The organism is Stenotrophomonas sp. STEN031 (assembly GCF_056759975.1).
The window spans coordinates 1-18,714 of the sequence record NZ_JBRREA010000073.1 but is presented as its reverse complement, the minus strand read 5'-3'; the positions used below and the strand labels follow the sequence as shown (position 1 = coordinate 18,714).

General features: G+C 66.1%; 16 protein-coding genes. All 16 read right to left on the bottom strand.

Annotated features, from left to right (window positions below):
- Positions 1-1,477 (bottom strand): MCP four helix bundle domain-containing protein (locus ACVOLQ_RS20300; RefSeq protein ID WP_481529108.1); only part of this gene is annotated, 1,477 nt, incomplete at its 3' end.
- Positions 1,478-1,759: 282 nt separating this feature from the next.
- Positions 1,760-3,736, bottom strand: a complete 1,977-nt coding sequence (locus tag ACVOLQ_RS20295) for a chemotaxis protein CheA (RefSeq protein WP_481529107.1) — start codon at positions 3,734-3,736, stop codon at positions 1,760-1,762.
- A gap of 36 nt (positions 3,737-3,772) precedes the next feature.
- Positions 3,773-4,138, bottom strand: coding sequence for a response regulator (locus tag ACVOLQ_RS20290; RefSeq protein WP_057628682.1), 366 nt, complete (start codon positions 4,136-4,138; stop codon positions 3,773-3,775).
- Positions 4,135-4,443, bottom strand: coding sequence for an STAS domain-containing protein (locus ACVOLQ_RS20285; RefSeq protein ID WP_313171792.1), 309 nt, complete (start codon positions 4,441-4,443; stop codon positions 4,135-4,137). Before ACVOLQ_RS20285 ends, ACVOLQ_RS20290 begins: the two co-directional genes overlap by 4 nt.
- Before the next feature lie 633 nt (positions 4,444-5,076).
- Entirely contained in the window at positions 5,077-6,057 is a 981-nt protein-coding gene (locus ACVOLQ_RS20280) for a chemotaxis protein CheW (RefSeq protein ID WP_481529106.1), read from the bottom strand.
- Positions 6,054-6,836 carry a ParA family protein gene (locus tag ACVOLQ_RS20275; RefSeq protein WP_313492771.1) on the bottom strand — a complete coding sequence of 261 codons (783 nt, stop codon included), beginning with the start codon at positions 6,834-6,836 and terminating at the stop codon, positions 6,054-6,056. Before ACVOLQ_RS20275 ends, ACVOLQ_RS20280 begins: the two co-directional genes overlap by 4 nt.
- Positions 6,836-7,783, bottom strand: coding sequence for a flagellar motor protein MotD (motD, locus tag ACVOLQ_RS20270; RefSeq protein ID WP_481529105.1), 948 nt, complete (start codon positions 7,781-7,783; stop codon positions 6,836-6,838). Before motD ends, ACVOLQ_RS20275 begins: the two co-directional genes overlap by 1 nt.
- A 3-nt stretch (positions 7,784-7,786) precedes the next feature.
- On the bottom strand, positions 7,787-8,527 hold the full coding sequence (locus ACVOLQ_RS20265; RefSeq protein WP_313171798.1) for a flagellar motor protein: 741 nt from the start codon (positions 8,525-8,527) through the stop codon (positions 7,787-7,789).
- 246 nt (positions 8,528-8,773) lie between these two features.
- Entirely contained in the window at positions 8,774-10,639 is a 1,866-nt protein-coding gene (locus ACVOLQ_RS20260; protein ID WP_481529104.1) for a chemotaxis protein CheA, read from the bottom strand.
- A 3-nt stretch (positions 10,640-10,642) separates the two neighbouring features.
- The gene (locus ACVOLQ_RS20255) at positions 10,643-11,263 is read right to left on the bottom strand and encodes a protein phosphatase CheZ (RefSeq protein WP_313171802.1); all 621 of its coding nucleotides are present in this window, start codon (positions 11,261-11,263) and stop codon (positions 10,643-10,645) included.
- Positions 11,263-11,655, bottom strand: a complete 393-nt coding sequence (gene cheY / locus ACVOLQ_RS20250; protein WP_303749801.1) for a chemotaxis response regulator CheY — start codon at positions 11,653-11,655, stop codon at positions 11,263-11,265. Before cheY ends, ACVOLQ_RS20255 begins: the two co-directional genes overlap by 1 nt.
- Before the next feature lie 13 nt (positions 11,656-11,668).
- Entirely contained in the window at positions 11,669-12,418 is a 750-nt protein-coding gene (locus tag ACVOLQ_RS20245; protein WP_313171806.1) for an RNA polymerase sigma factor FliA, read from the bottom strand.
- Positions 12,415-13,299, bottom strand: coding sequence for a MinD/ParA family ATP-binding protein (locus ACVOLQ_RS20240; RefSeq protein WP_057628672.1), 885 nt, complete (start codon positions 13,297-13,299; stop codon positions 12,415-12,417). The genes ACVOLQ_RS20245 and ACVOLQ_RS20240 overlap by 4 nt, the downstream gene beginning before the upstream one ends.
- Entirely contained in the window at positions 13,286-14,878 is a 1,593-nt protein-coding gene (gene flhF / locus ACVOLQ_RS20235; protein ID WP_481529109.1) for a flagellar biosynthesis GTPase FlhF, read from the bottom strand. Before flhF ends, ACVOLQ_RS20240 begins: the two co-directional genes overlap by 14 nt.
- 386 nt (positions 14,879-15,264) lie before the next feature.
- Positions 15,265-17,373 (bottom strand): flagellar biosynthesis protein FlhA, encoded by a 2,109-nt coding sequence (flhA, locus tag ACVOLQ_RS20230; protein WP_313492729.1) that lies wholly within the window; start codon positions 17,371-17,373, stop codon positions 15,265-15,267.
- Positions 17,370-18,500, bottom strand: coding sequence for a flagellar biosynthesis protein FlhB (flhB, locus tag ACVOLQ_RS20225; RefSeq protein WP_481529103.1), 1,131 nt, complete (start codon positions 18,498-18,500; stop codon positions 17,370-17,372). Before flhB ends, flhA begins: the two co-directional genes overlap by 4 nt.
- Positions 18,501-18,714 lie beyond the last annotated feature (214 nt).

Below are 18,714 nucleotides of genomic sequence, written 5' to 3'. Positions count from 1 at the left end.
GTTCCTCCATCGAGGCGGCAGTTTCCTCCAGGTTGGCAGCCTGCTGCTCGGTCCGGCGCGACAGGTCACTGTTGCCGGTGGCGATCTCGGTGGCGGCCAGGTTGATGCTGGAGGCAGCGTGCTGGATGCGGCCAACGATATCGGTCAGCTGGCCAACGGTGGCATTGGCATCGTCGCGCATGTCGGCGAATACGCCGTGGAAATCGCCTTGCATGCGCACGGTCAGGTCGCCACGGGCGATGGCCTGCAACAGCTTGGACAGCTCGGACAGGTTGCCGTCGGTGGTTTCCATCAGCTGGTTCAGGCTGCTGACCATGTCGCGGAAGTCGTGCTGGTAGGCCGCCGCGTCGCCGCGGACCGAGAAGTCGCCCTGGGCGGCTGCTCCCGCAAGGTGCTTGATCTCACTGTTGATCGCCGACAGGCTGGTCTTGACCGCATCGACGGCATCCGTCATCACCGCCTTCTCACCGGGCAGACGTTCGATGTCGACGGACAGGTCGCCATTGGCGTAGCGCTTGATGATCTCCAGCGCGGACAGGATCAGCTGGATGTGCGAGTTCACCAGCGCGTTGCTTTCCTTGACCATCACCCCGTAATCGCCGGGGAAGCTGGTTTCGTCCATGCGATGGCTGATCATGCCGGCATCGTGCTGCCTGGCCATCTCGCGCTGGGCGCCAATCACCGCTTGCAGCTGGGTCTGCATGCGCTGCATGGACTGCAGCAGCTTGCCAACCTCGTCGCGTCGCGCGGTGTCGATACGGCGGTCGAGCTTGCCGGCGGCGACGTCATCGGCCACACGGACCGCGTCGGCCAGCGGCACCATGATGGCGCGGATGATGGCCCAGCCCAAGGCGGCAGCCAACAGCAGGGCGACGGCAAGGCCGATCAGGATGGCGGCAACCGAGCGGTCATGTGCCTGCTGCGATTGCACGGTCTGCTTGGTGAGCTGGTCCTGGTTGTATTGCGAGAGCTGCTTGAGCTGGTCGAACAGCGCACGGCGCAGCTTGCGCGAATCACCGCTGGAGATGCTGGCGGCAGTAGCGAAGTCATCGGCGGCGATGGCGGCGGCGATGCGCTCGTGAGCGTCGAAGTAGCCGGCACGCAGTTCCTTCATCTTGTTGTACATGGCCAGCTCATCGGCGCTGTAGTCGGCTTCGATGTCGTCGTAAGCCTTCTCCGCCGCTTCGATCAGCTTGCGCGTGTCGGCCATGCGCTTGTCGTAGTCGGCCAGCTGGGCGGTGTCGCCCTGGTAGTTGAGCTGGGCCTGTTCGAACGTGCGGAACTCACCAAGCTGGGCGCGCATTTCGCCCAGTTGTTGCACGGCCGGCATCCAATTGTTGTTGACCTGTTCGATCTGGCTGTCGGCCACGTTCATGCGCCACACGGCAAACAACGCGAGCAGCAGGGTGAGCAGACCGGTGCTGCAGAATGCAAGCACCAGTTTTCGGGTGATCGACAGGTTCTGGAACCACTTCATTGCAGACATCTCCGTAGGCGGGCATGGGGCGATCCACAGGTCCGGCGCCCCTGGGGAATGTCTTGAGTGGTGCAGGCCGCGACGGAGGCCCAGGTTGCTTGACAAACCTGATTGCATTGCGATGCGGTATCGGCAGTTTTCGGGGCTTCTTGAAGGCGTTATGCGGACACGGTTCCAGCGCCAGCAAGGTGCCGCTGAGTCGCTCCGCGGTGGCACGCATACAGCCGAAAGCCGCACGCCCAGATGATGGGCGCGCGGCCGGAGGTGGCAATCAAGAGGTGATCAGGCCGCCTGCTGCGTGCGCAGCGAGCGCACCAGGCCGCCGATATCAACGATCAACGCAACCCGGCCATCGCCGAGGATGGTGGCGCCGGATACACCGCTGATGCGCCGGTAGTTGTTCTCGATGTTCTTGACCACGACCTGTTGCTGGCCGATCAGCTCATCCACTTCCAGCGCGATCTTCTGGCCATCGCCCTCGACCACCACCACCAGCGGCTCGGCCTGTGGATTGTCGGGATAGCCGTAGTACTCGCCCAGCGACAGGATGGGCAGGTATTCGCCGCGCACGCGCAAGACGCGACCTTCGCCTGCCATGGTGCGGATGTCATCGGGTTGCGGCTGCAGGGCTTCCAGCACGTAGGCCAAGGGTAGAATCAGGGTTTCGCCCGCCACCGAGACAGTCATGCCGTCGAGGATGGCCAGCGTCAGCGGCAGTCGGATCAACACGCGGGTGCCGGCGCCGGTGCGGCTTTCCAGTTGCACCTCGCCACCCAGTGCCTGGATGTTGCGGCGGACCACGTCCATGCCAACGCCACGACCGGACAGGTCGGTAACGGCATCGGCGGTGGAGAAGCCCGGTTGGAAGATCAGATCCCAGACCTGTGCATCGGTGGGGTTGTCCGGCACGTTCAAGCCGCGTTCCAGCGCCTTGGCGAGGATCTTGTCGCGGTTCAGGCCGCGGCCATCGTCGCTGACTTCGATGACGATATGCCCGCCCTGGTGCGACGCAGCCAGGGTGATCGTGCCGGTTTCGTCCTTGCCGGATTCGCGACGCACGTCCGGCATTTCCAGGCCGTGGTCGATGGAGTTGCGGACCAGGTGCACCAAGGGATCGGCGATCTTCTCGATAAGACCCTTGTCCAGCTCGGTACCTTCGCCGATGGTGCGCAGGCGGACCTGTTTGCCCAGGCGGCCGGAGAGGTCGCGGACCAGGCGCGGGAAGCGGCGGAACACCGCGTCCACCGGCAGCATGCGCACGCCGATGACGGCTTCCTGCAGGTCGCGGGTATTGCGTTCGAGCAAGTCCAGGCCGGCGAACAATTGTTCGGCGTGGACCGGGTCCAGGCCGCCGGATACCTGCTTGAGCATGGCCTGGGTGATGACCAGTTCACCGACCAGATTGATCAGCGCATCGACCTTGTCGACGCTGACGCGGATCGAGCTTTCGGCTTCATGTTGCTGGGCGCTGACCGCAGGCTTGCTGCCAGCTGCGGCGTCGGCGACGCTGGCAGTACTGGCGACGGCAGCGGCGGGCGCTTCCACGGCAAGACTGGGCGGTGCGGCCGGGCGGATGTCCAGTTCACAGTCATCGACCACCCACGCGAAGGTGTCTTCGATGCGGCTGCGCGGTACCTTGCCGACCAGGCCCAGGTCCCAGGCCAGGTAGGCTTCCAGCGGATCGAGCTGGTCGAAGCTGGGCAGCCGGGCCATGCGCGGCTCCACGTGCAGGGAACCCAGGGTTTCCAGTTCGCGGATGATGCGCAGCGGATCGTTGCCGCTCATGAACAGTGAAGGTGCCGGGGCAAAGCCGATCTGCCAGGCATCCGGGGTTTCTTCCTGCTTCACTGCAGCCGCGGCAACCGGTGCGGCACCAGACAGGACAGCCTGCAAGCGATCAGTAATCGCCTTGACCGCTGCCGGGTCGGCGGGCTGGCCATGTTCGACCTCACGCAGCAACGCACGCAGCACGTCCACCGAGCCCAGCATCGCGTCGACCGCGTTGCTTTCGAGTGCGCGCTTGCCCGCGCGCAGCTCGTCAAGCAGCGTTTCCAGCACGTGGGTGAGGCCGGCGATGGCGTCAAAGCCGAAAGTGCCGGCGCCCCCCTTGATGGAGTGCGCTGCACGGAACACCGAGTTGATGACTTCAGGGTCGTGCTGGCCGTCTTCCAGTGCCAGCAGGCCGGCCTCCATTGCATCCAGCCCTTCGCGGCTTTCTTCGAAGAAGGTGGCGTGGAAACGTTGCAGGTCCATGCTCATTGGCGCGGTATCCGATCGGTGGGGCAGGTGGGCTGATCAGCCCAGGACTTTCTGTACGGTGGCAATCAGCTGTTCGGGATTGAACGGCTTGACCAGCCAGCCGGTGGCACCGGCGGCCTTGCCTTCGGATTTCTTGTCGGCGGCCGACTCGGTGGTCAGCATCAGCATCGGCGTGAACTTGTAGTCCGGCAGCTGGCGCAACTCGCGGATCAGCGAGATGCCGTCCATGTTCGGCATGTTGACGTCGGTGACCACGGCGTTGAAACGCTGGCCCTTGGCCCGGCCGAGGGCGACCGCGCCGTCCTCGGCTTCTTCAACCGAAAAGCCGGCCGAGGTGAGGGCGAAAGAGACCATCTGGCGCATCGACGCCGAGTCGTCCACCACCAAGATTCGTGCGCTCATGCAGCGTTCTCCACAGATTTCGTTGTGTCAGGGGTTGCTTCCAGACCGAGGGTCCGGAGGACACCGAGCAGGCGCGCGGCGTCGCGGAAGGTGTCGGTAGCGTTGTCAAAGACAGTGCCCTGGCCGGCTTGCTGGCGGGCCAGCACGAAGGCGCACAGCACCTGCATTGCAGCGGTGTGGATGCGACTTACCTGGCCGGCATCCACCCGCAGCTCACCTGCTTGTGGCAGGTGGGTCGCCAGTTGTTGTTTCAACTCGCTGGTGGACTCGATGCCGAGATCCTGCGCCAGGGCCACAGTGCTCATCGTTGCTCCGAACAAACGTTACTGGGAGAGATAGCGGCGAAGTGCCAGTGATCTTTAGGGTTGCGATGCGTTGCAGCAGATAGTGTTAACGGGCGCACGTTTTCAGGCCTCCTCCCTTTCGCGCAGCGAAGGGGAGGGCTGGGGAGGGGTAGCTGTTGGCGGGGTAGAGCCGAGCCATGCTCGGCTGGGGCATTACTGGTAAAGCCTCTGCCGAGCATGGCTCGGCACTACCTTTGCCGCCTTCCGGTCTCTGTGCGAAAGGGAGCCAATCAGCGCAGCAGGTTCTGAGCCCCCTCCCTTTCGCGCAGCGAAGGGGAGGGTTGGGGAGGGGTAGCTTTTGACGGTGTAGAGCCGAGCCATGCTCGGCTGGGGCCTTGCCGGTAAAGCCTCTGCCGAGCATGGCTCGGCACTACCTTCGCCGCCTTCCGCACTCTGTGCGAAAGGGAGGCCATCAGCGCAGCAGGCTTTGAGCCCCCTCTCTTTCGCGCAGCGAAGGGGAGGGCTGGGGAGGGGTAGTTTTTGACGGTGTAGAGCCGAGCCATGCTCGGCTGGGGCCTTACTGGTAAAGCCTCTGCCGAGCATGGCTCGGCACTACCTTTGCTGCCTTCCGTTCTCTGTGCGAAAGGGAGGCCATCAGCGCAGCAGTCGGCCGGCATCCAGCAGGATCATCGGTTGCTGGCCGACGCGGGCGATGCCACGGAACAACTCGTTGGATATCTGGCAGATGCGGGCGGTGTCCGGTGGCTCGATCTGCGAGTCGTTGAGGTTGGCGACGTCTTCAACCGCCGACACGCGCAGGCCCAGGGTCTCGCCGTTCTCTTCCAGTACGACGATGCGGGTCTGCGAGTCCTCCGGCGCGCTCTGCACGTCCAGGTGGCGGCACAGGTCCATTACCGGTACCACCTGGCCGCGCAGATTCATGATGCCGAGCATCGAGGGGCCGGTGCCGCGCAGTGCCAGCAGAGGCACTGGCAACACCACTTCCTGGACTTTCAGCAGTTCCAGCGCATAGGTCTGCTGGCCGCAACGCAAGCGCAGCCAGCGCGAGCTGCGCTCGGCGGCGCGCCGCTGCTGCGGGCTGCTCGCCGGGCGCTGTGCCTGCGCCTGCAGTTCCTGCCAGGTGCTGGGGCGTGCGTCCGCCGAGGGCGGGTCCAGGGCGCGGACGTTGGAGGTGCTGCGCGGTGGGGGCGCCGGGCTCGCCGGCAAGCCCGCAGCGGTTTCAAACGCGGCCTGCAGGCTGGCGCTGTCGCTATGGGCCAACTTGCGGCTTTCGGCGGGACCGGTCTCGTAGATCACTTCGTCGGGCAGGTCGTCCCAGGTGGGGGGGCGACCTGCATTGGCGGCGGCAGTGGCCGCCAGCGCGTCGTCGAAGGCAGCCTGCAAGGCGGCTGTGTCGCCGGACGGCATGGTTGCCGTGACGGGGGCAGGTGTAGCGGCGGGCTTGGCCTGCGCTTCGGCCAGCGCTGCTTCGAACACCGCTTCCAGTTCGGGGCTGTCACCCGGCACCTCGACGACAGCCGGTTTGGCTGGCGTTGCAGGCGCGGCGACCGCAGCCGCGGGTACCGCCTCCAGCAGCAGTTCGCCGAGATAGTCGTCCAATACGTCGTTGCTCATGCGGCGCGCTCCAGCTGCGCGGCCTCGCTGAGCAGCAGCCACTCCAGCGCACGACGGTAAGCGGCCATGCCGCGGCCCGGGTAATCGTCGCCGAGCAGGGGGACGGTCAGCGCGGCGGGGTTGCAGATGCGGGTGTCGATCGGGATCGCGTCTTCCCATACGCGTTCGCCGTGGCGATCCTGCATCAGTTTCAAGGTCTCGTTGCCGGCGCGGGTACGGCGGTCGAACAGCGTCGGCAGCACCGATATCGGCAGCGTGCGCTTGCGTGAACGCTCGACCATTTCGCCGGTACGGACCATGCCATCCAGCCCATGCAGGGCCAGGGGTTCGGCCTGGGTCGGAATGATCAGACGGTCGGCCGCAGCCAGCGCATTGATCATCAGCAGACCCAGTGTCGGCGCACAGTCGAGCAGGATGTAGTCGTGTTGATCGCCGTGGCGCGTCAGCGCCTGCTGCAGGGCGAGGCCGAGGCCCGGTTGGTTGGCGCTGCGACGTTCCAACGTGGCCAGCGAGGCCTGCGCGCACAGGTAGTCCAGCCCGGGAATATCGCTGTGGCGGGCGAGCGCGGCGATTTCATGCGGCGGGGCGGCAAACAGCTCCTGCACACCCTGCGGTACCGGTTCGACCGGTACGCCGAAGGCGCGGGTGAGGGAGGAATGAGGGTCCAGGTCGATCAGCAGCACCTTGTGTCCGCGGGCGGCAAGGCCGCGCCCCAGCGACAAAGTGGTGGTGGTTTTGCCGACGCCGCCTTTTTGGTTGGCAATGGCCCAGATGCGCATCATTGGACTCCTTCGATGACCGCCGGTACCGCGCTGCGCACAGCGGCCGCGGCGGGTGCGCCGCCACTGTCGTCATCGCCGCCGGTACTGGCTGTGGTGTTGCCGGCAGGCGGCAGATCGGCTGCCGCCGCCGAATCGGCGAGGATGATCACCATCACCCGCCGGTTGCGGTTGCGCCCTTCGGGCGCATCATTGCTTTCGCGAGGGCGGAACTGGCCGTAACCGACCATCGCCAGCCGCTGTGGTTGCACGCCGTGGTCGGCGAACAGATGAACCACGCTGGCCGCACGCGCAGCCGACAACTCCCAGTTGGATGGGAACTGCGCGGTGGCGATAGGCAGATTGTCGGTATGGCCTTCCACCCGCACGCCATTGGGTGCATCCAGCAGCACGTCGGCCAGCGTACCCAGGGTGTTGCGTGCGCCTGCGTCCAATGCCGCCGAGCCGGTGCTGAACAGGATGTCGCTGTTGATCTCGACTTCGATCCACAGCTCGGTGCGGCGCACGGTGATGACACCTTGCTTGACCAGCGGCGCCAGCGATCTGCTGAGTCGATCGGCAATCTGGTTGAGCTGGCGCTCGGCGCGCTGCAGCTGTTCCTGGTTGTGCGCCGAAACCGGCATGCGCATATGCGATGCCATCGATGGAAGCTGGGTTGGGTCGGCCATGGCACCACCGGTCATGCTGGGCGAGCGGATCACCGACGGGGTGTCGTGGCCGCCGCCCTGGATCTGCATGTTGCCTACCTGGACCTGGGTGATGGTGCGTGGTGCGCCACCGAAGGCCGTGGTCAGGGCATCGGCCATCACCCGGTACTTGCCTTCGTTCAACGAGGAGATCGCGTACATCACCACGAAGAACGCGAGCAACAGCGTCATCAGGTCGGCATAGGGGATTGCCCATGCTTCATGGTTGGCGTGCTCTTCGTGATGCTTGCGACGGGCCATGGTTCAGTTCACGAAGCCAGCCAGGCTGTTTTCGATATTGCGCGGGTTCTCACCCTGGGCAATGGCGATCAGGCCTTCGATGATCATCTCGCGCTCACGGCAGCTGCTGGCGATCACGCTCTTGAGCTTGGCCGACACTGGCAGGAACAGCAGGTTGGCCGAGGCGATGCCATAGATGGTGGCGGTGAACGCGGCGGCAATGCCGTGGCCCAACTTGCTGGGGTCGGCCAGGTTCTTCATCACCGCGATCAGGCCGAGCACGGCACCGATGATGCCCAGGGTGGGCGCGTAGATGCCCATGCCTTCGAACACCTTGGTGGCGGCCAGGTCCTGTTGCTCCTGGCTGCCGAGCTCGATTTCCAGCATGTGGCGGATGGTGTCCGGCTCGACACCGTCAACCACCAGTTGCAGGCCTTTGCGGATGAACGGGTCGTCCTGCAGGTCCACCTGCGGTTCCAGGCCGAGCAGGCCCTGGCGGCGGGCGATATTGCTCCAGTCCACGATCTGCTGGACCAGCGCGCGACGATCACTGGCCGGTGGCCGGATGACCCAGCGCACGATCTTGAAGGCATGTTTGAAGACCGCTGGCGAGGTGTGCAGCAGGATGGCGGCGAGGGTGCCGACAATGACGATCACGAAGGCAGCAGGTGACCACAGCGAGGACAGGCCGGCGCCTTTGAGGATGCTGCCACCCACCAGGGAGGCGAGGGCGAGGAAGAGTCCAATGATGCTGAGTCGGTCCATGGTGCGTATATCGGCCTCGTTGTAACGGTCTTGAATCAGTGAGCGGTGCAGCTGTTGTTGCAGGCGCTGTTGCTTTTGTTAGCCCCTCTCCCGCCTGCGGGAGAGGGGTTGGGGTGAGGGCAGCTCTGGCTTTGAAAGCTGAAAGCGCCCCTCACCCGCCCCGTCTTCGCGGGGCTGCCCTCTCCCGCAGGCGGGAGAGGGGACTAGCGGGATCGCGAGATTGCAGGCCGCTCGCGTCTGCATTGCTCAGCCCTGCACCCCTCGCAGCCCATCCACATCCAGGATCAGTGCCATGCGGCCATCACCAATCAAGGTGGCGCCGGCATAGCCGTTGAGGCCGCGCAGGGCGCGCGGTAGTGGTTTGATCACCACTTCCTCGCGGCCGCGTACCTGGTCCACCACCAGGCCGAAGCGCGCTTCGCCCATCTGCAGCACGACGATGGTCAGCAAGGTCGACGGTGCTGGAGTGATGCCCAGCCATTGACGCAGGTCGAGCAGGGCCAAGGTGTGGGACTTGCGGTCCAGCACCGCGCGACCGTCGAACCAGCCCAACGAGGTGGCCGGGGCGTGCAGCACTTCCATCACGCGGGCCAGGGGCAGGGCGTAGACGTCTTCGCCAGCCTGTACCAGCAGCGTGGGCAGGATCGCCAGCGTCAATGGCACGCGGATCAGGAAGCGGCTGCCGCGGCCCAGCTCGGATTGGATCTGGATCTGGCCGCTGAGTTCGCGGATGCGCGACTGCACCACGTCCATGCCGACGCCACGGCCGGATATATCGGTGACTTCCTGCTTGGTAGAGAAACCGGGCAGGAAGACCAGGTGCAGGCACTCTTCACTGGTCAGGCGGGCGGCGGCTTCCGGGTCAAGCAGGCCCTTGTCGCGGGCCTTGGCGCGCAGACGTTCCGGGTCAATGCCGGCGCCGTCGTCCTGCACCTCGATGCTGACGTAGTCACCTTCCTGCTGGGCGGATAGCCGTACCCGGCCCATTCGCGGCTTGCCCTGGGCTTCGCGCAGCTCCGGCGATTCGACGCCATGGTCGATGGCATTGCGGACCAGGTGCACCAAGGGATCGGCCAGCGCTTCGACGAGGTTGCGGTCCAGTTCGGTATCGGCGCCGATCAGCTCCAGGTCGACTTCCTTCTGCAGTGAGCGGGCGACATCGCGCGCAACCTTGGGAAAGCGCGAGAAAACCTTGCCAACCGGCTGCATGCGGGTGCGCATCACCGCCGATTGCAGGCGCGCGGTGGCGATGTCCAGGGTGGAAACCGCACGGTCCAGTTCTTCGTCTTTCAGGCGCGTGCGCAGGGTCTTGAGCCGATTGCGCGCCAGCACCAGTTCGCCGATCAGATTGACGATGGCGTCCAGGCGCTTGGTATCCACGCGCACGGTGTGCTCGGGCTCGGCGGCCTTTGCAGCGGCCGGCTTGGCAGCCGCGGGCGCAGGCCGGGCGGGCGTCGCGGGTGCCGGCTTCGGTTTCGGCGGCGTGGCCGCAATGGGCTGCACGGCGACGGCACCGGGCGCCGCGCCCCCGTGCAGCTTGTCCAGCAGTGCCTCGAATTCGTCCTCGTCGATCAGGTCATCGCCGGCCTTGCTGGCGGCGATGGGCTGGGCGCCGGGTGTGCCGCTGCCATGCAGTTCGTTGAGCAGGGCCTCGAACTCGTCTTCGCTGATCAGGTCGCTGTCACCTGCATTGACGGCGACCGCGGTCGGCTGCGGCGCGGCAACGGCCGCGGCGGTACCGACATCGAACTGCGCGATCAGCGCGGCGGGCGCGTGCTCTGGATCGGTGCCGGAAGACACCGCGTCGAGCATGGCCTGCAGCCAGTCCAGCGATTGCTGGGCGGCATCGAAATGATGCGCCAGCAGTTCGGCCTTGCCGGCGCGGGCCATGCCCAGGGTTTCCTCGGCGGCGTGGCACAGCTCCACCATTGGCGTGATCGCCAGAAAACCGGCGCCGCCCTTGAGGGTGTGGAAACCACGGAACACGGCGTTGAGCTGGTCGCTGTCGTGCGGTGCCTGCTCCAGCGTCACCAGCTGCTCGCCGAGACGATCCAGGATCTCCTGCGCTTCGAGGATGAAGTCGGCGGCGATGTCGTCGGCAAAAGCACTCATGGCTTACAGCCCCAGGTCCGAGAGCAGATCGTCGGCGTCGACCTGGGAAACGGCATGGCGGTCCAGGCCATTGACGGCGGGACCGGCCAGGCCATGGTTGCGTGCGTCTTCTTCCGGCGGCGGCAGACCGAGCGCACCAAACCCTTCGTGCACGCGGCGGACGATGCCAACCACACGGCGGATGATCTGCCCGGTCAGGTCCTGGTAGCTCTGGGTCAGCGCGACTTCGGTGAGGTTGTGGCGGATGCGTTCGAGGATTTCGCCCTGTTCGGCATTCAGCCCATCCGCACGCAGACGCTCGGTCAGCGCCCGGCATTCTTCAGCCAGGTCGAGCGTGCGATGGGTGGCCTGCTCGGTCATCTGCACGACGTGGTCCAGACGCGCACAGGCATCGTCCAGCTCGCCGGCTTCGCTGGGCACGCTGGGCAGTTCGCCCAGGGCCTGTCCGAGTTCACGGGCGAGCCGGCCCAGGCCGGACATCATCGGCTGCGCGCGCAGGGCGGCGAGTGCGTCGATTTCCCGGCGCCAGCCAGCCTCATCGCCACTTTCCAATGCTGCCAGTGCGTCCTGCAGGCGCTGCACCAGGGCCGATTTGTCGCTCAATGCTTCCCCGAGGCGGTCCATCAGGCGCTCGCTGCCAGGCGTTCGAAGATCTTGCCCAGCTTCTCTTCCAGCGTCTGCGCGGTGAAGGGCTTGATGATGTAGCCGTTCACGCCGCTCTGCGCGGCCTCGATGATCTGCTCGCGCTTGGCCTCGGCGGTAACCATCAGTACCGGCAAGGTCTTGAGCTTGGCGTCATTGCGGATCGCCTTGAGCAGCTCGATGCCGGTCATCACCGGCATGTTCCAGTCGGTGACGACGAAATCGAACGGCTGGCTCTGCAGCAATGACAGCGCGGCATGCCCGTCCTCGGCTTCGGCGGTGTTGGTGAAGCCCAGATCGCCGAGCAGGTTCTTGACGATGCGACGCATCGTCGAGAAGTCGTCAACGATCAGGATGCGCATGTTCTTGTTCAAAAGGCTTTCCTCTTCATGGTTCCTCGAGGCCGGCGTCGGCCGCCTCGAAAATCTTCAGTCGGCCACGCAGACGCAGCATGGCCTGGCCGTGGATCTGACAGACGCGGGATTCGCTGACGCCCAATACCGCGCCGATTTCTTTCAGGTTCAATTCCTGTTCGTAGTACAGCGACAGCACCAGCTGTTCGCGCTCGGGCAATTGGCCGATGGCCTTGCCCAGCTCGGTGCCGAACTGGCTGCGCTCAAGAACCTGCTGCGGGGTGGGCCCACCGGTAGTCGGGGTGTCCAACTCGCCCTGGTCTTCGATGCGTGATTCCAGGCTCAGCACCTGGCCGCGCGAGGCGTCTTCGACCAGCCGCATGTATTCGGGTAGCGGCAGCTCCATTGCCTCGGCCACTTCACTGGCACTGGCCGCGCGGCCGGAACTTTGCTCGAGCCGGCGGATGGTGGCGGCGGCATCGCGGGCGCGGCGGTGCACCGAGCGCGGCACCCAGTCGCCGCGACGGATCTCATCGATCATCGAGCCGCGGATACGGATCGACGCATAGGTCTCGAACGATGCACCCTGTTCGGCGTCATAGCTGCGCGAGGCTTCGATCAGGCCCATCATGCCGGCCTGGATCAGATCGTCGACTTCGACGCTGGCCGGCAGGCGCGCGGCCAGGTGATGGGCGATGCGGCGTACCAGGTCGGCGTGGCGGGCGATGCAGTCATTGGCCGCGCTGCGCTGGACTTCACGGTAGTGAGCGGCTGCATTGTTCATGCCTTCACCTTCTGCTGGATGATGCGTTCCAGGAAGAACTCAACGCCGCCGCGCGGGGCGGTTGGGGCTTGCCAGCGCGCGGTGCGACGGGCGATTTCGTTGATCGCCAGCGAGGCCGGCGCGGAAGGGTAGAGCTTCACCACTGGTTGCTGGCGCTGCACCGACAGACGCAACCAGTCGTCCTGCGGCACGCAGCCCAGGTAGTTCAGCGAGACATCGATCAGGAACTTCTCGCAGACCCGCACCAGCTTTTCATACAGGGCGCGGCCTTCGTTCGGGTCGCGGACCATGTTGGCCACGACCTGGATACGGTCCACGCCGCGTTCGCGCGAGAGCACCTTGATCAGCGCATAGGCGTCGGTGATCGAGGCCGGCTCGTCGCAGACCACGACCACGGTGTCCTGGGCGGCCTGGCAGAAGGTCAGCACGCTGTCGGTGATGCCGGCCGCGGTGTCGATGATCATCACATCGAGGTCGCGTTCCAGTTCGGAGAACACGTTGACCAGGCCCACATGCTCGGCCGGCTGCAATTCGGCCATGTGCCGACGGCCGGAGGCGGCGGGCACGACCAGCACGCCGTTCGGGCCTTCGATGATGACTTCTTCCAGCGTGGCGCGCCCGGCGACCAGGTCGGCCAGGGTGTGCTTGGGCTGCAGGCCCAGCACCACGTCGATGTTGGCCAGGCCCAGGTCGGCGTCGAGCAGCAGGGTGCGTTTGCCCATGCCTGCCAGTGCCACGGCCAGGTTGGCCGAGACATTGGTTTTACCTACGCCACCCTTGCCGCCCGTCACCGCGATGGTGCGTACCGGACCGGCCGGTTCGTGCCGGGTTGCCGACAGCGGAAAGGTGTTGGTCAGCTTGGCGTACTCACGCGACTGCATTGTTCAACTCCGTGTTGCAGGGCATATCGGCCGCGCGGCGCAAATCTTCAAGGCGGAGTACAAGATTTGCGGCAGAGGCCCGATAAAGGTCTTCCGGAACGTCCTGGCCGTCGGTCACCCAGGTGATCGGCAGGCGGTGATCGACCGCCACTGACAGGGCCGAACCGAAGCGGCCGGTCTCGTCCAGCTTGGTCAGCACCACGCCCTGCGGATTGGCGGCGCTGAAGCGGCGCACCACTTCGTCCATGTCCTGGAAGGCGGTATTGGCCGGCAGCACCAGCAGGGTGCGGATCTGGCCGGCGGCGCGCAGCCACTGCAGCTGGGCGGTGAGGGCGCGGTCGCGCTGGCCCAGGCCGGCGGTGTCGATCAGCACCAGCTTGTAGTCGGCCAGCTTCTGCAGCAGCTGGTTGAGGTCGGTACCGCTATTGGCCTCGTGCACGGCGATGCCGAGCTGGCGGCCGAAGCCGTACAGCTGCTCGCGGGCGCCGATGCGTTGGGTGTCGGTGGTGACCAGGGCCACGTCGCGGGCGGCATGGGCTTCGGCGAAACGCGAGGCCAGCTTGGCGATGGTGGTGGTCTTGCCGGCACCGGTGGGGCCGACCAGGGCGATAACGCCGCCGGTTTCCATCGGGTCGACCGGGGCGATCGGCAACTTCTTGGAGATCAGCCCCAGCATCAGTCCGCGGGCGCGGCTGGGGTCGATGTCGGCCGGAATCTGGGTAGCGACATCGCGGGCCAGGCCGGCGTCGAAGCCGTACTCGTCCATCAGGTCCAAGGCATTGGCGCGCACCGCGCTGCCACGCAGGCGCTCGTCGGTGAAGCGGTTCATTTCGCGCTCGATCAGGTGGCGCATGCCGGCCACTTCCTGGCGCAGCTGGCTGAGCTGTTCGTCGTCGCGAGCGATGATCACCGGTGCGCTGGTCACTGCGCTCACCGGGGAGGTGGCGGCGGCCGCAGTTTCGGTGGCTTCAGCAGCGCTGGTGACCGGCGCTTCCGCCGGCTGCGGGCTAGCGACGGCGGCGATGGGTGCTGCCGCAGCGACCGGGGCTGCGATTGCCTCGATTGCGGGCGCGACAGCGACGGGGGCCACGGCGACCGGGGCAGGGTTGAACACCGGTGCGACAGCAATTGCTGGAACGACGGCAGCGATCGGCTGCTGCAACTCCGGCTCCGGCATCGGCGGGTCGATGACGAAACGTGCGCGTTCGATCGGCGCAGGGGGCGCCATGGTGACGGCGGCGATGGCGTCGGCAAAGCTGGCTTGTTGGGTGACTGCCGGAGCGGCCGCCAACGGCGCAATCGCCGCGGCGCTGCCGACGGGACGGAAAGCCGGCACGATCGGCAGTTCGTCGGCGCTGGCCGGCTGTGTGGCGTAGAAGGTCTGCGGAGCCGGGGCGCGTGGCACCACCGGTTCAACTTCGGCGGGCTTGAGCAGGCCAGCAAAGCGGCTGCCCGGTGCCAGTTCGATGCTGTTGTCGATGGAGCGGCCGGTGGCGCCAACCGCCGAGCGCGCCAAAGCGGCGACGGCCGAGGTGGTGGCGGTGACGGGCTCCGGCTCTGGTGCCTTGCGGCGGGTCATCGCGGCCATGATGGCTTCGGCGGCGCTGCGCGGCTTGGCCGGTGCCGGCGGTGCCGGGCGGCTGGCTTCCAGCGCCTGCTTCACTGCGGTTTCGTCGTAGTGCGCGGCCGCCACGATCTCGACACCTTCCTCGATCCGTCGGTTGGACAGGATCACGGCGTCGGGGCCGTGCTCCTTGCGCACGAGGTTCATGGCGGTGCGCATGTCAGCGGCGACGAAACGTTTGATCTTCATGCTTTGGTACCGGGAGTGGGGCTGCGGCGAAGGAGTGGCGTTGGCGATGTCGAACATGACGTGGCGGGCTCCTTCTTGCGGAATGGGTGCGGTGCAGCAGGTGTCTGGTTTCCGTCACCGGCATGGCTGCCGGCGTCGGCTTTCGGGCTGCCTCAGCTGATCGTGCCGACCAGTTTCAGGCGTTTGTCTTCCGGCACTTCGCTGTAGGCCAGGACCGACAGCGAGGGCACGCTGTGGCGGACCAGGCGCGCCAGCGCGGCGCGTACCGGGGCCGGTACCAGCACTACAGCCGGCTCGTTGCGGGCCTCCTGCTTGCCGACGCAATCGGCAAGACTTTGGTGGAGGCGTTCGGCGAGACCAGGTTCCAGTGCGGCGCCATTGCCTTGTGTTGACTCCTGCAAGACGCGTTCCAATTGCGGGTTGAGGGTGAACACCGGCAGCTCCGGCGAGGAGCCGGCGATTTCCTGCACGATGAAGCGGCCGAGCGTGTTGCGTACCGCGGCGGTGAGCGTGGCGGCGTCCTGGGTGGTCGGTGCGGCTTCGACCAGGGCTTCGGCGATCTTGCGCAGCTGGCGGATGGGGATGCGCTCGACCAGCAGGTTCTGCAGCACGCGGGCCACGGTGGACAGTGGCAGCGCCTTGGGCGAAAGGTCTTCGGCCAGCTTCGGGGCGCTCTTGGCCAGTGTGGCCAGCAACTGCTGCACTTCCTCGTGACCCAGCAGCTCCGGGGCGTGCTCGCGGATCAGGTGCGACAGGTGGGTGGCAACCACGGTGGCCGGATCGACCACGGTGTAGCCCAGCGATTCGGCATGTGCGCGTTGGTGGGGCTGGATCCAGGTGGCGTCCAGGCCGAATGCCGGGTCCTTGCCGGCAATGCCCTCCAGCTTGCCCATCGCGCTGCCGGGGTCCAGTGCCAGTTCGCGGTCCGGATGGATGTCGGCGGTGCTGACCGGCACGCCATGGATCAGCAGGCGGTAGTGGGTGGCCGGGAGCTCCAGGTTGTCGCGGATATGGACCGGCGGAATCAGGAAACCCAGGTCCTGGGTGAGTTTGCGGCGCACGCCCTTGATGCGCGTCATCAACTCGCCGCCCTGGGCCTTGTCGACCAGCGGAATCAGCCGGTAGCCGACTTCCAGGCCGAGCGGATCGACCGGGCGCAGTTCGTCCCAGGTCAGTTCGGCGGTGGGGGCCGGCTGCGGCTGGCCCAGTGCGTTCAGGCCGCCTTCGCTGGCGGCGGTTTCGTTGGCGGTGGTCTTGGCGGCAGCGCTGGTCTCACGCCGCCACAGTTTCCAGGCGATGAAGCCAAGGATCGCGGCCAGGCTGAGGAAAGCCAGGTTGGGCATGCCCGGTACCAGGCCGACCAGACCAATGATGCCGGCAGTGATGGCCAGTGCGCGGTACTGGCCGAACACCTGGCCCATCATCGCTTCGCTCATGTCCTGCGAGCGCGAGGCGCGGGTGACCAGCATGGCCACCGCGCTGGAAACCAGCAGTGCCGGCAGCTGCGCCACCAGGCCGTCACCGATCGACAGCAGCGTATAGGTGGCCGCGGCGTCGCCGAAGGCCATGTCGTGCTGCAGCACGCCCACGGCCAGGCCGCCAAGCATGTTGATGAAAAGGATCAGGATGCCGGCGATGGCATCGCCGCGGATGAACTTGCTGGCACCGTCCATCGCGCCATAGAAGTCGGCTTCCTCGCGGACTTCCTCGCGGCGGACCTTGGCTTCCTCGCGCGTCAGCAAACCGGCGTTGAGGTCGGCGTCGATCGCCATCTGCTTGCCGGGCATGGCATCCAGGATGAAGCGTGCGGTGACTTCCGACACGCGTCCGGCGCCCTTGGTGATGACCACGAAGTTGATGATGGTCAGGATCGCGAACACCACGATGCCGACCGCATAGTTGCCGCCGATCACGAACTCACCGAAGGCGGCGATCACCTTGCCGGCGGCGTCATGGCCGTCCTGGCCATTGAGCAGGATGACGCGGGTGGAAGCCACGTTCAGCGCCAGCCGCAGCATGGTGGTGACCAGCAGCACGATCGGGAAGATGGTGAAGTCCAGCGGCCGCTTCACATACACCACGGCCAGCAGCACCAGCATGGAGATGGCGATGTTGAGGGTGAACAGGGCGTCCAGCACCGGCGCGGCCAGCGGCACCACCACCATGGCCAGCAAGGCCAGCACGATCAGCGGCGCGCCCAGCCCATGGCGCAGCATGTCCAGCACGCGGCGCGCGGACAGGCCCGAGGTCTGGCTGCTCATCGGGTTTCTCCCTTGCCGAATTCATCAATATCGATCGGTGCCATCTGGGGCATCGGACCGCCGCGCCATTGGCGCAGCTGGTAGACGTAGGACAGGACCAGGGCGACAGCCGAATACAGTCTCACGGGGATTTCCTTGCCGAGTTGGCTTTCCCGATACAAGGCCCGTGCCAAAGGCGGCGCCGAAACGATGGCGACCTTGTTGCCGTCGGCGACCTGGCGGATGCGCAGGGCCAGTTCGTCCACCCCGCGGGCGACCACGGTGGGGGCGTTCATGCGCCCGCTCTCGTACTTGAGGGCAACGGCATAATGGGTGGGGTTGACCAGCACCACGTCGGCCGTGGGCACGGCTTCCATCATCCGGCGTTGTGACAGCTGCATCTGCATCTGCCGGATACGGCCCTTGACCTCGGGGCTGCCCTCGCTTTCCTTCATCTCGCGGCGCAGCTCTTCGCGCGTCATCTTCAGCTTTCGCAGCCAGTTCCACTTCTGGTACGGCGCATCGATGGCGGCGAGCAGGGCCATGGCACCTGCGGTGGCCAGCAGCAGCTTGAGGGTAAAGCCCAGGCCGCGCCCGATGGCGCTCTCCAGTGGCAGGTGCAGCAGCCCGCGCAGGCCGTCGGCGCCGTGCCAGATGCACAGGCCGGCGGCGGTGCCGACAAAGGCCACGCGCAGCATCGATTTGACCAGTTCGGCCAATGCCTCGGCGCCAACCAGGCGTTTCATTCCGGTGAGCGGATTCATGCGCTTCAGGTCGGGCATCAGTGCCTTGTTGGAAAAACGCAGTCCCCCCATAAGTACCGGGGCCACCATGCCGGCAGCCAGACACACCAGCAACAGCGGGCTGAAAGCCAGCATCAGCTTGAGCAGCATCCAGCCGGCGTGGCCGAACAAGGCGTTGGGGGTGTCCAGCAAGCCGGGTTCCGGCGAGAGGGCGGCCTTCATCCATTGCCGCGCCGAGCCGCCCATGGAGCCGCCCATGGCGTACAGCGCCAGCACCGCGGCAACGAATACCGCAGCGGTGGCCAGTTCCCGCGAACGCGGAATATTGCCCTGGTCGCGGGCTTCTTTCAGGCGTTTTTCGGTGGGGAGTTCGGTTTTTTCCCCGGCCTGTTCGTTCTCGGACATTGCTCGGCATGGAAGAAGGGTTCTTCCATGGCCGTGCAAAAATCATTCCAAACCCAGGATGTAGTGCCGAGCCATGCTCGGCAGAGGCCTTGCAAGCTACCCAAGAGTAGTGGGGGGGGGGGGGGGGGGGGGGGGCGGTCGCGCCGAGCCCAGCACAGGCACCGCGAGGGCGGCGGCCCCCGGGGCGGGGGCGCGCGGGGGGCCGGCCGCCGCG

Excerpts from the sequence above, each read along its gene's own strand:
- ACVOLQ_RS20265 (WP_313171798.1), bottom strand. The coding sequence starts at position 8,527 with ATGGACCGACTCAGCATCATTGGACTCTTCCTCGCCCTCGCCTCCCTG.
- ACVOLQ_RS20290 (WP_057628682.1), bottom strand. The coding sequence starts at position 4,138 with ATGAGCGCACGAATCTTGGTGGTGGACGACTCGGCGTCGATGCGCCAG.
- ACVOLQ_RS20295 (WP_481529107.1), bottom strand. The coding sequence starts at position 3,736 with ATGAGCATGGACCTGCAACGTTTCCACGCCACCTTCTTCGAAGAAAGC.
- ACVOLQ_RS20255 (WP_313171802.1), bottom strand. The coding sequence starts at position 11,263 with ATGGACCGCCTCGGGGAAGCATTGAGCGACAAATCGGCCCTGGTGCAG.
- motD (WP_481529105.1), bottom strand. The coding sequence starts at position 7,783 with ATGGCCCGTCGCAAGCATCACGAAGAGCACGCCAACCATGAAGCATGG.
- ACVOLQ_RS20280 (WP_481529106.1), bottom strand. The coding sequence starts at position 6,057 with ATGAGCAACGACGTATTGGACGACTATCTCGGCGAACTGCTGCTGGAG.
- ACVOLQ_RS20285 (WP_313171792.1), bottom strand. The coding sequence starts at position 4,443 with ATGAGCACTGTGGCCCTGGCGCAGGATCTCGGCATCGAGTCCACCAGC.
- flhF (WP_481529109.1), bottom strand. The coding sequence starts at position 14,878 with ATGACCCGCCGCAAGGCACCAGAGCCGGAGCCCGTCACCGCCACCACC.
- ACVOLQ_RS20240 (WP_057628672.1), bottom strand. The coding sequence starts at position 13,299 with ATGCAGTCGCGTGAGTACGCCAAGCTGACCAACACCTTTCCGCTGTCG.
- ACVOLQ_RS20245 (WP_313171806.1), bottom strand. The coding sequence starts at position 12,418 with ATGAACAATGCAGCCGCTCACTACCGTGAAGTCCAGCGCAGCGCGGCC.
- ACVOLQ_RS20275 (WP_313492771.1), bottom strand. The coding sequence starts at position 6,836 with ATGCGCATCTGGGCCATTGCCAACCAAAAAGGCGGCGTCGGCAAAACC.
- ACVOLQ_RS20260 (WP_481529104.1), bottom strand. The coding sequence starts at position 10,639 with ATGAGTGCTTTTGCCGACGACATCGCCGCCGACTTCATCCTCGAAGCG.
- flhA (WP_313492729.1), bottom strand. The coding sequence starts at position 17,373 with ATGAGCAGCCAGACCTCGGGCCTGTCCGCGCGCCGCGTGCTGGACATG.
- flhB (WP_481529103.1), bottom strand. The coding sequence starts at position 18,500 with ATGTCCGAGAACGAACAGGCCGGGGAAAAAACCGAACTCCCCACCGAA.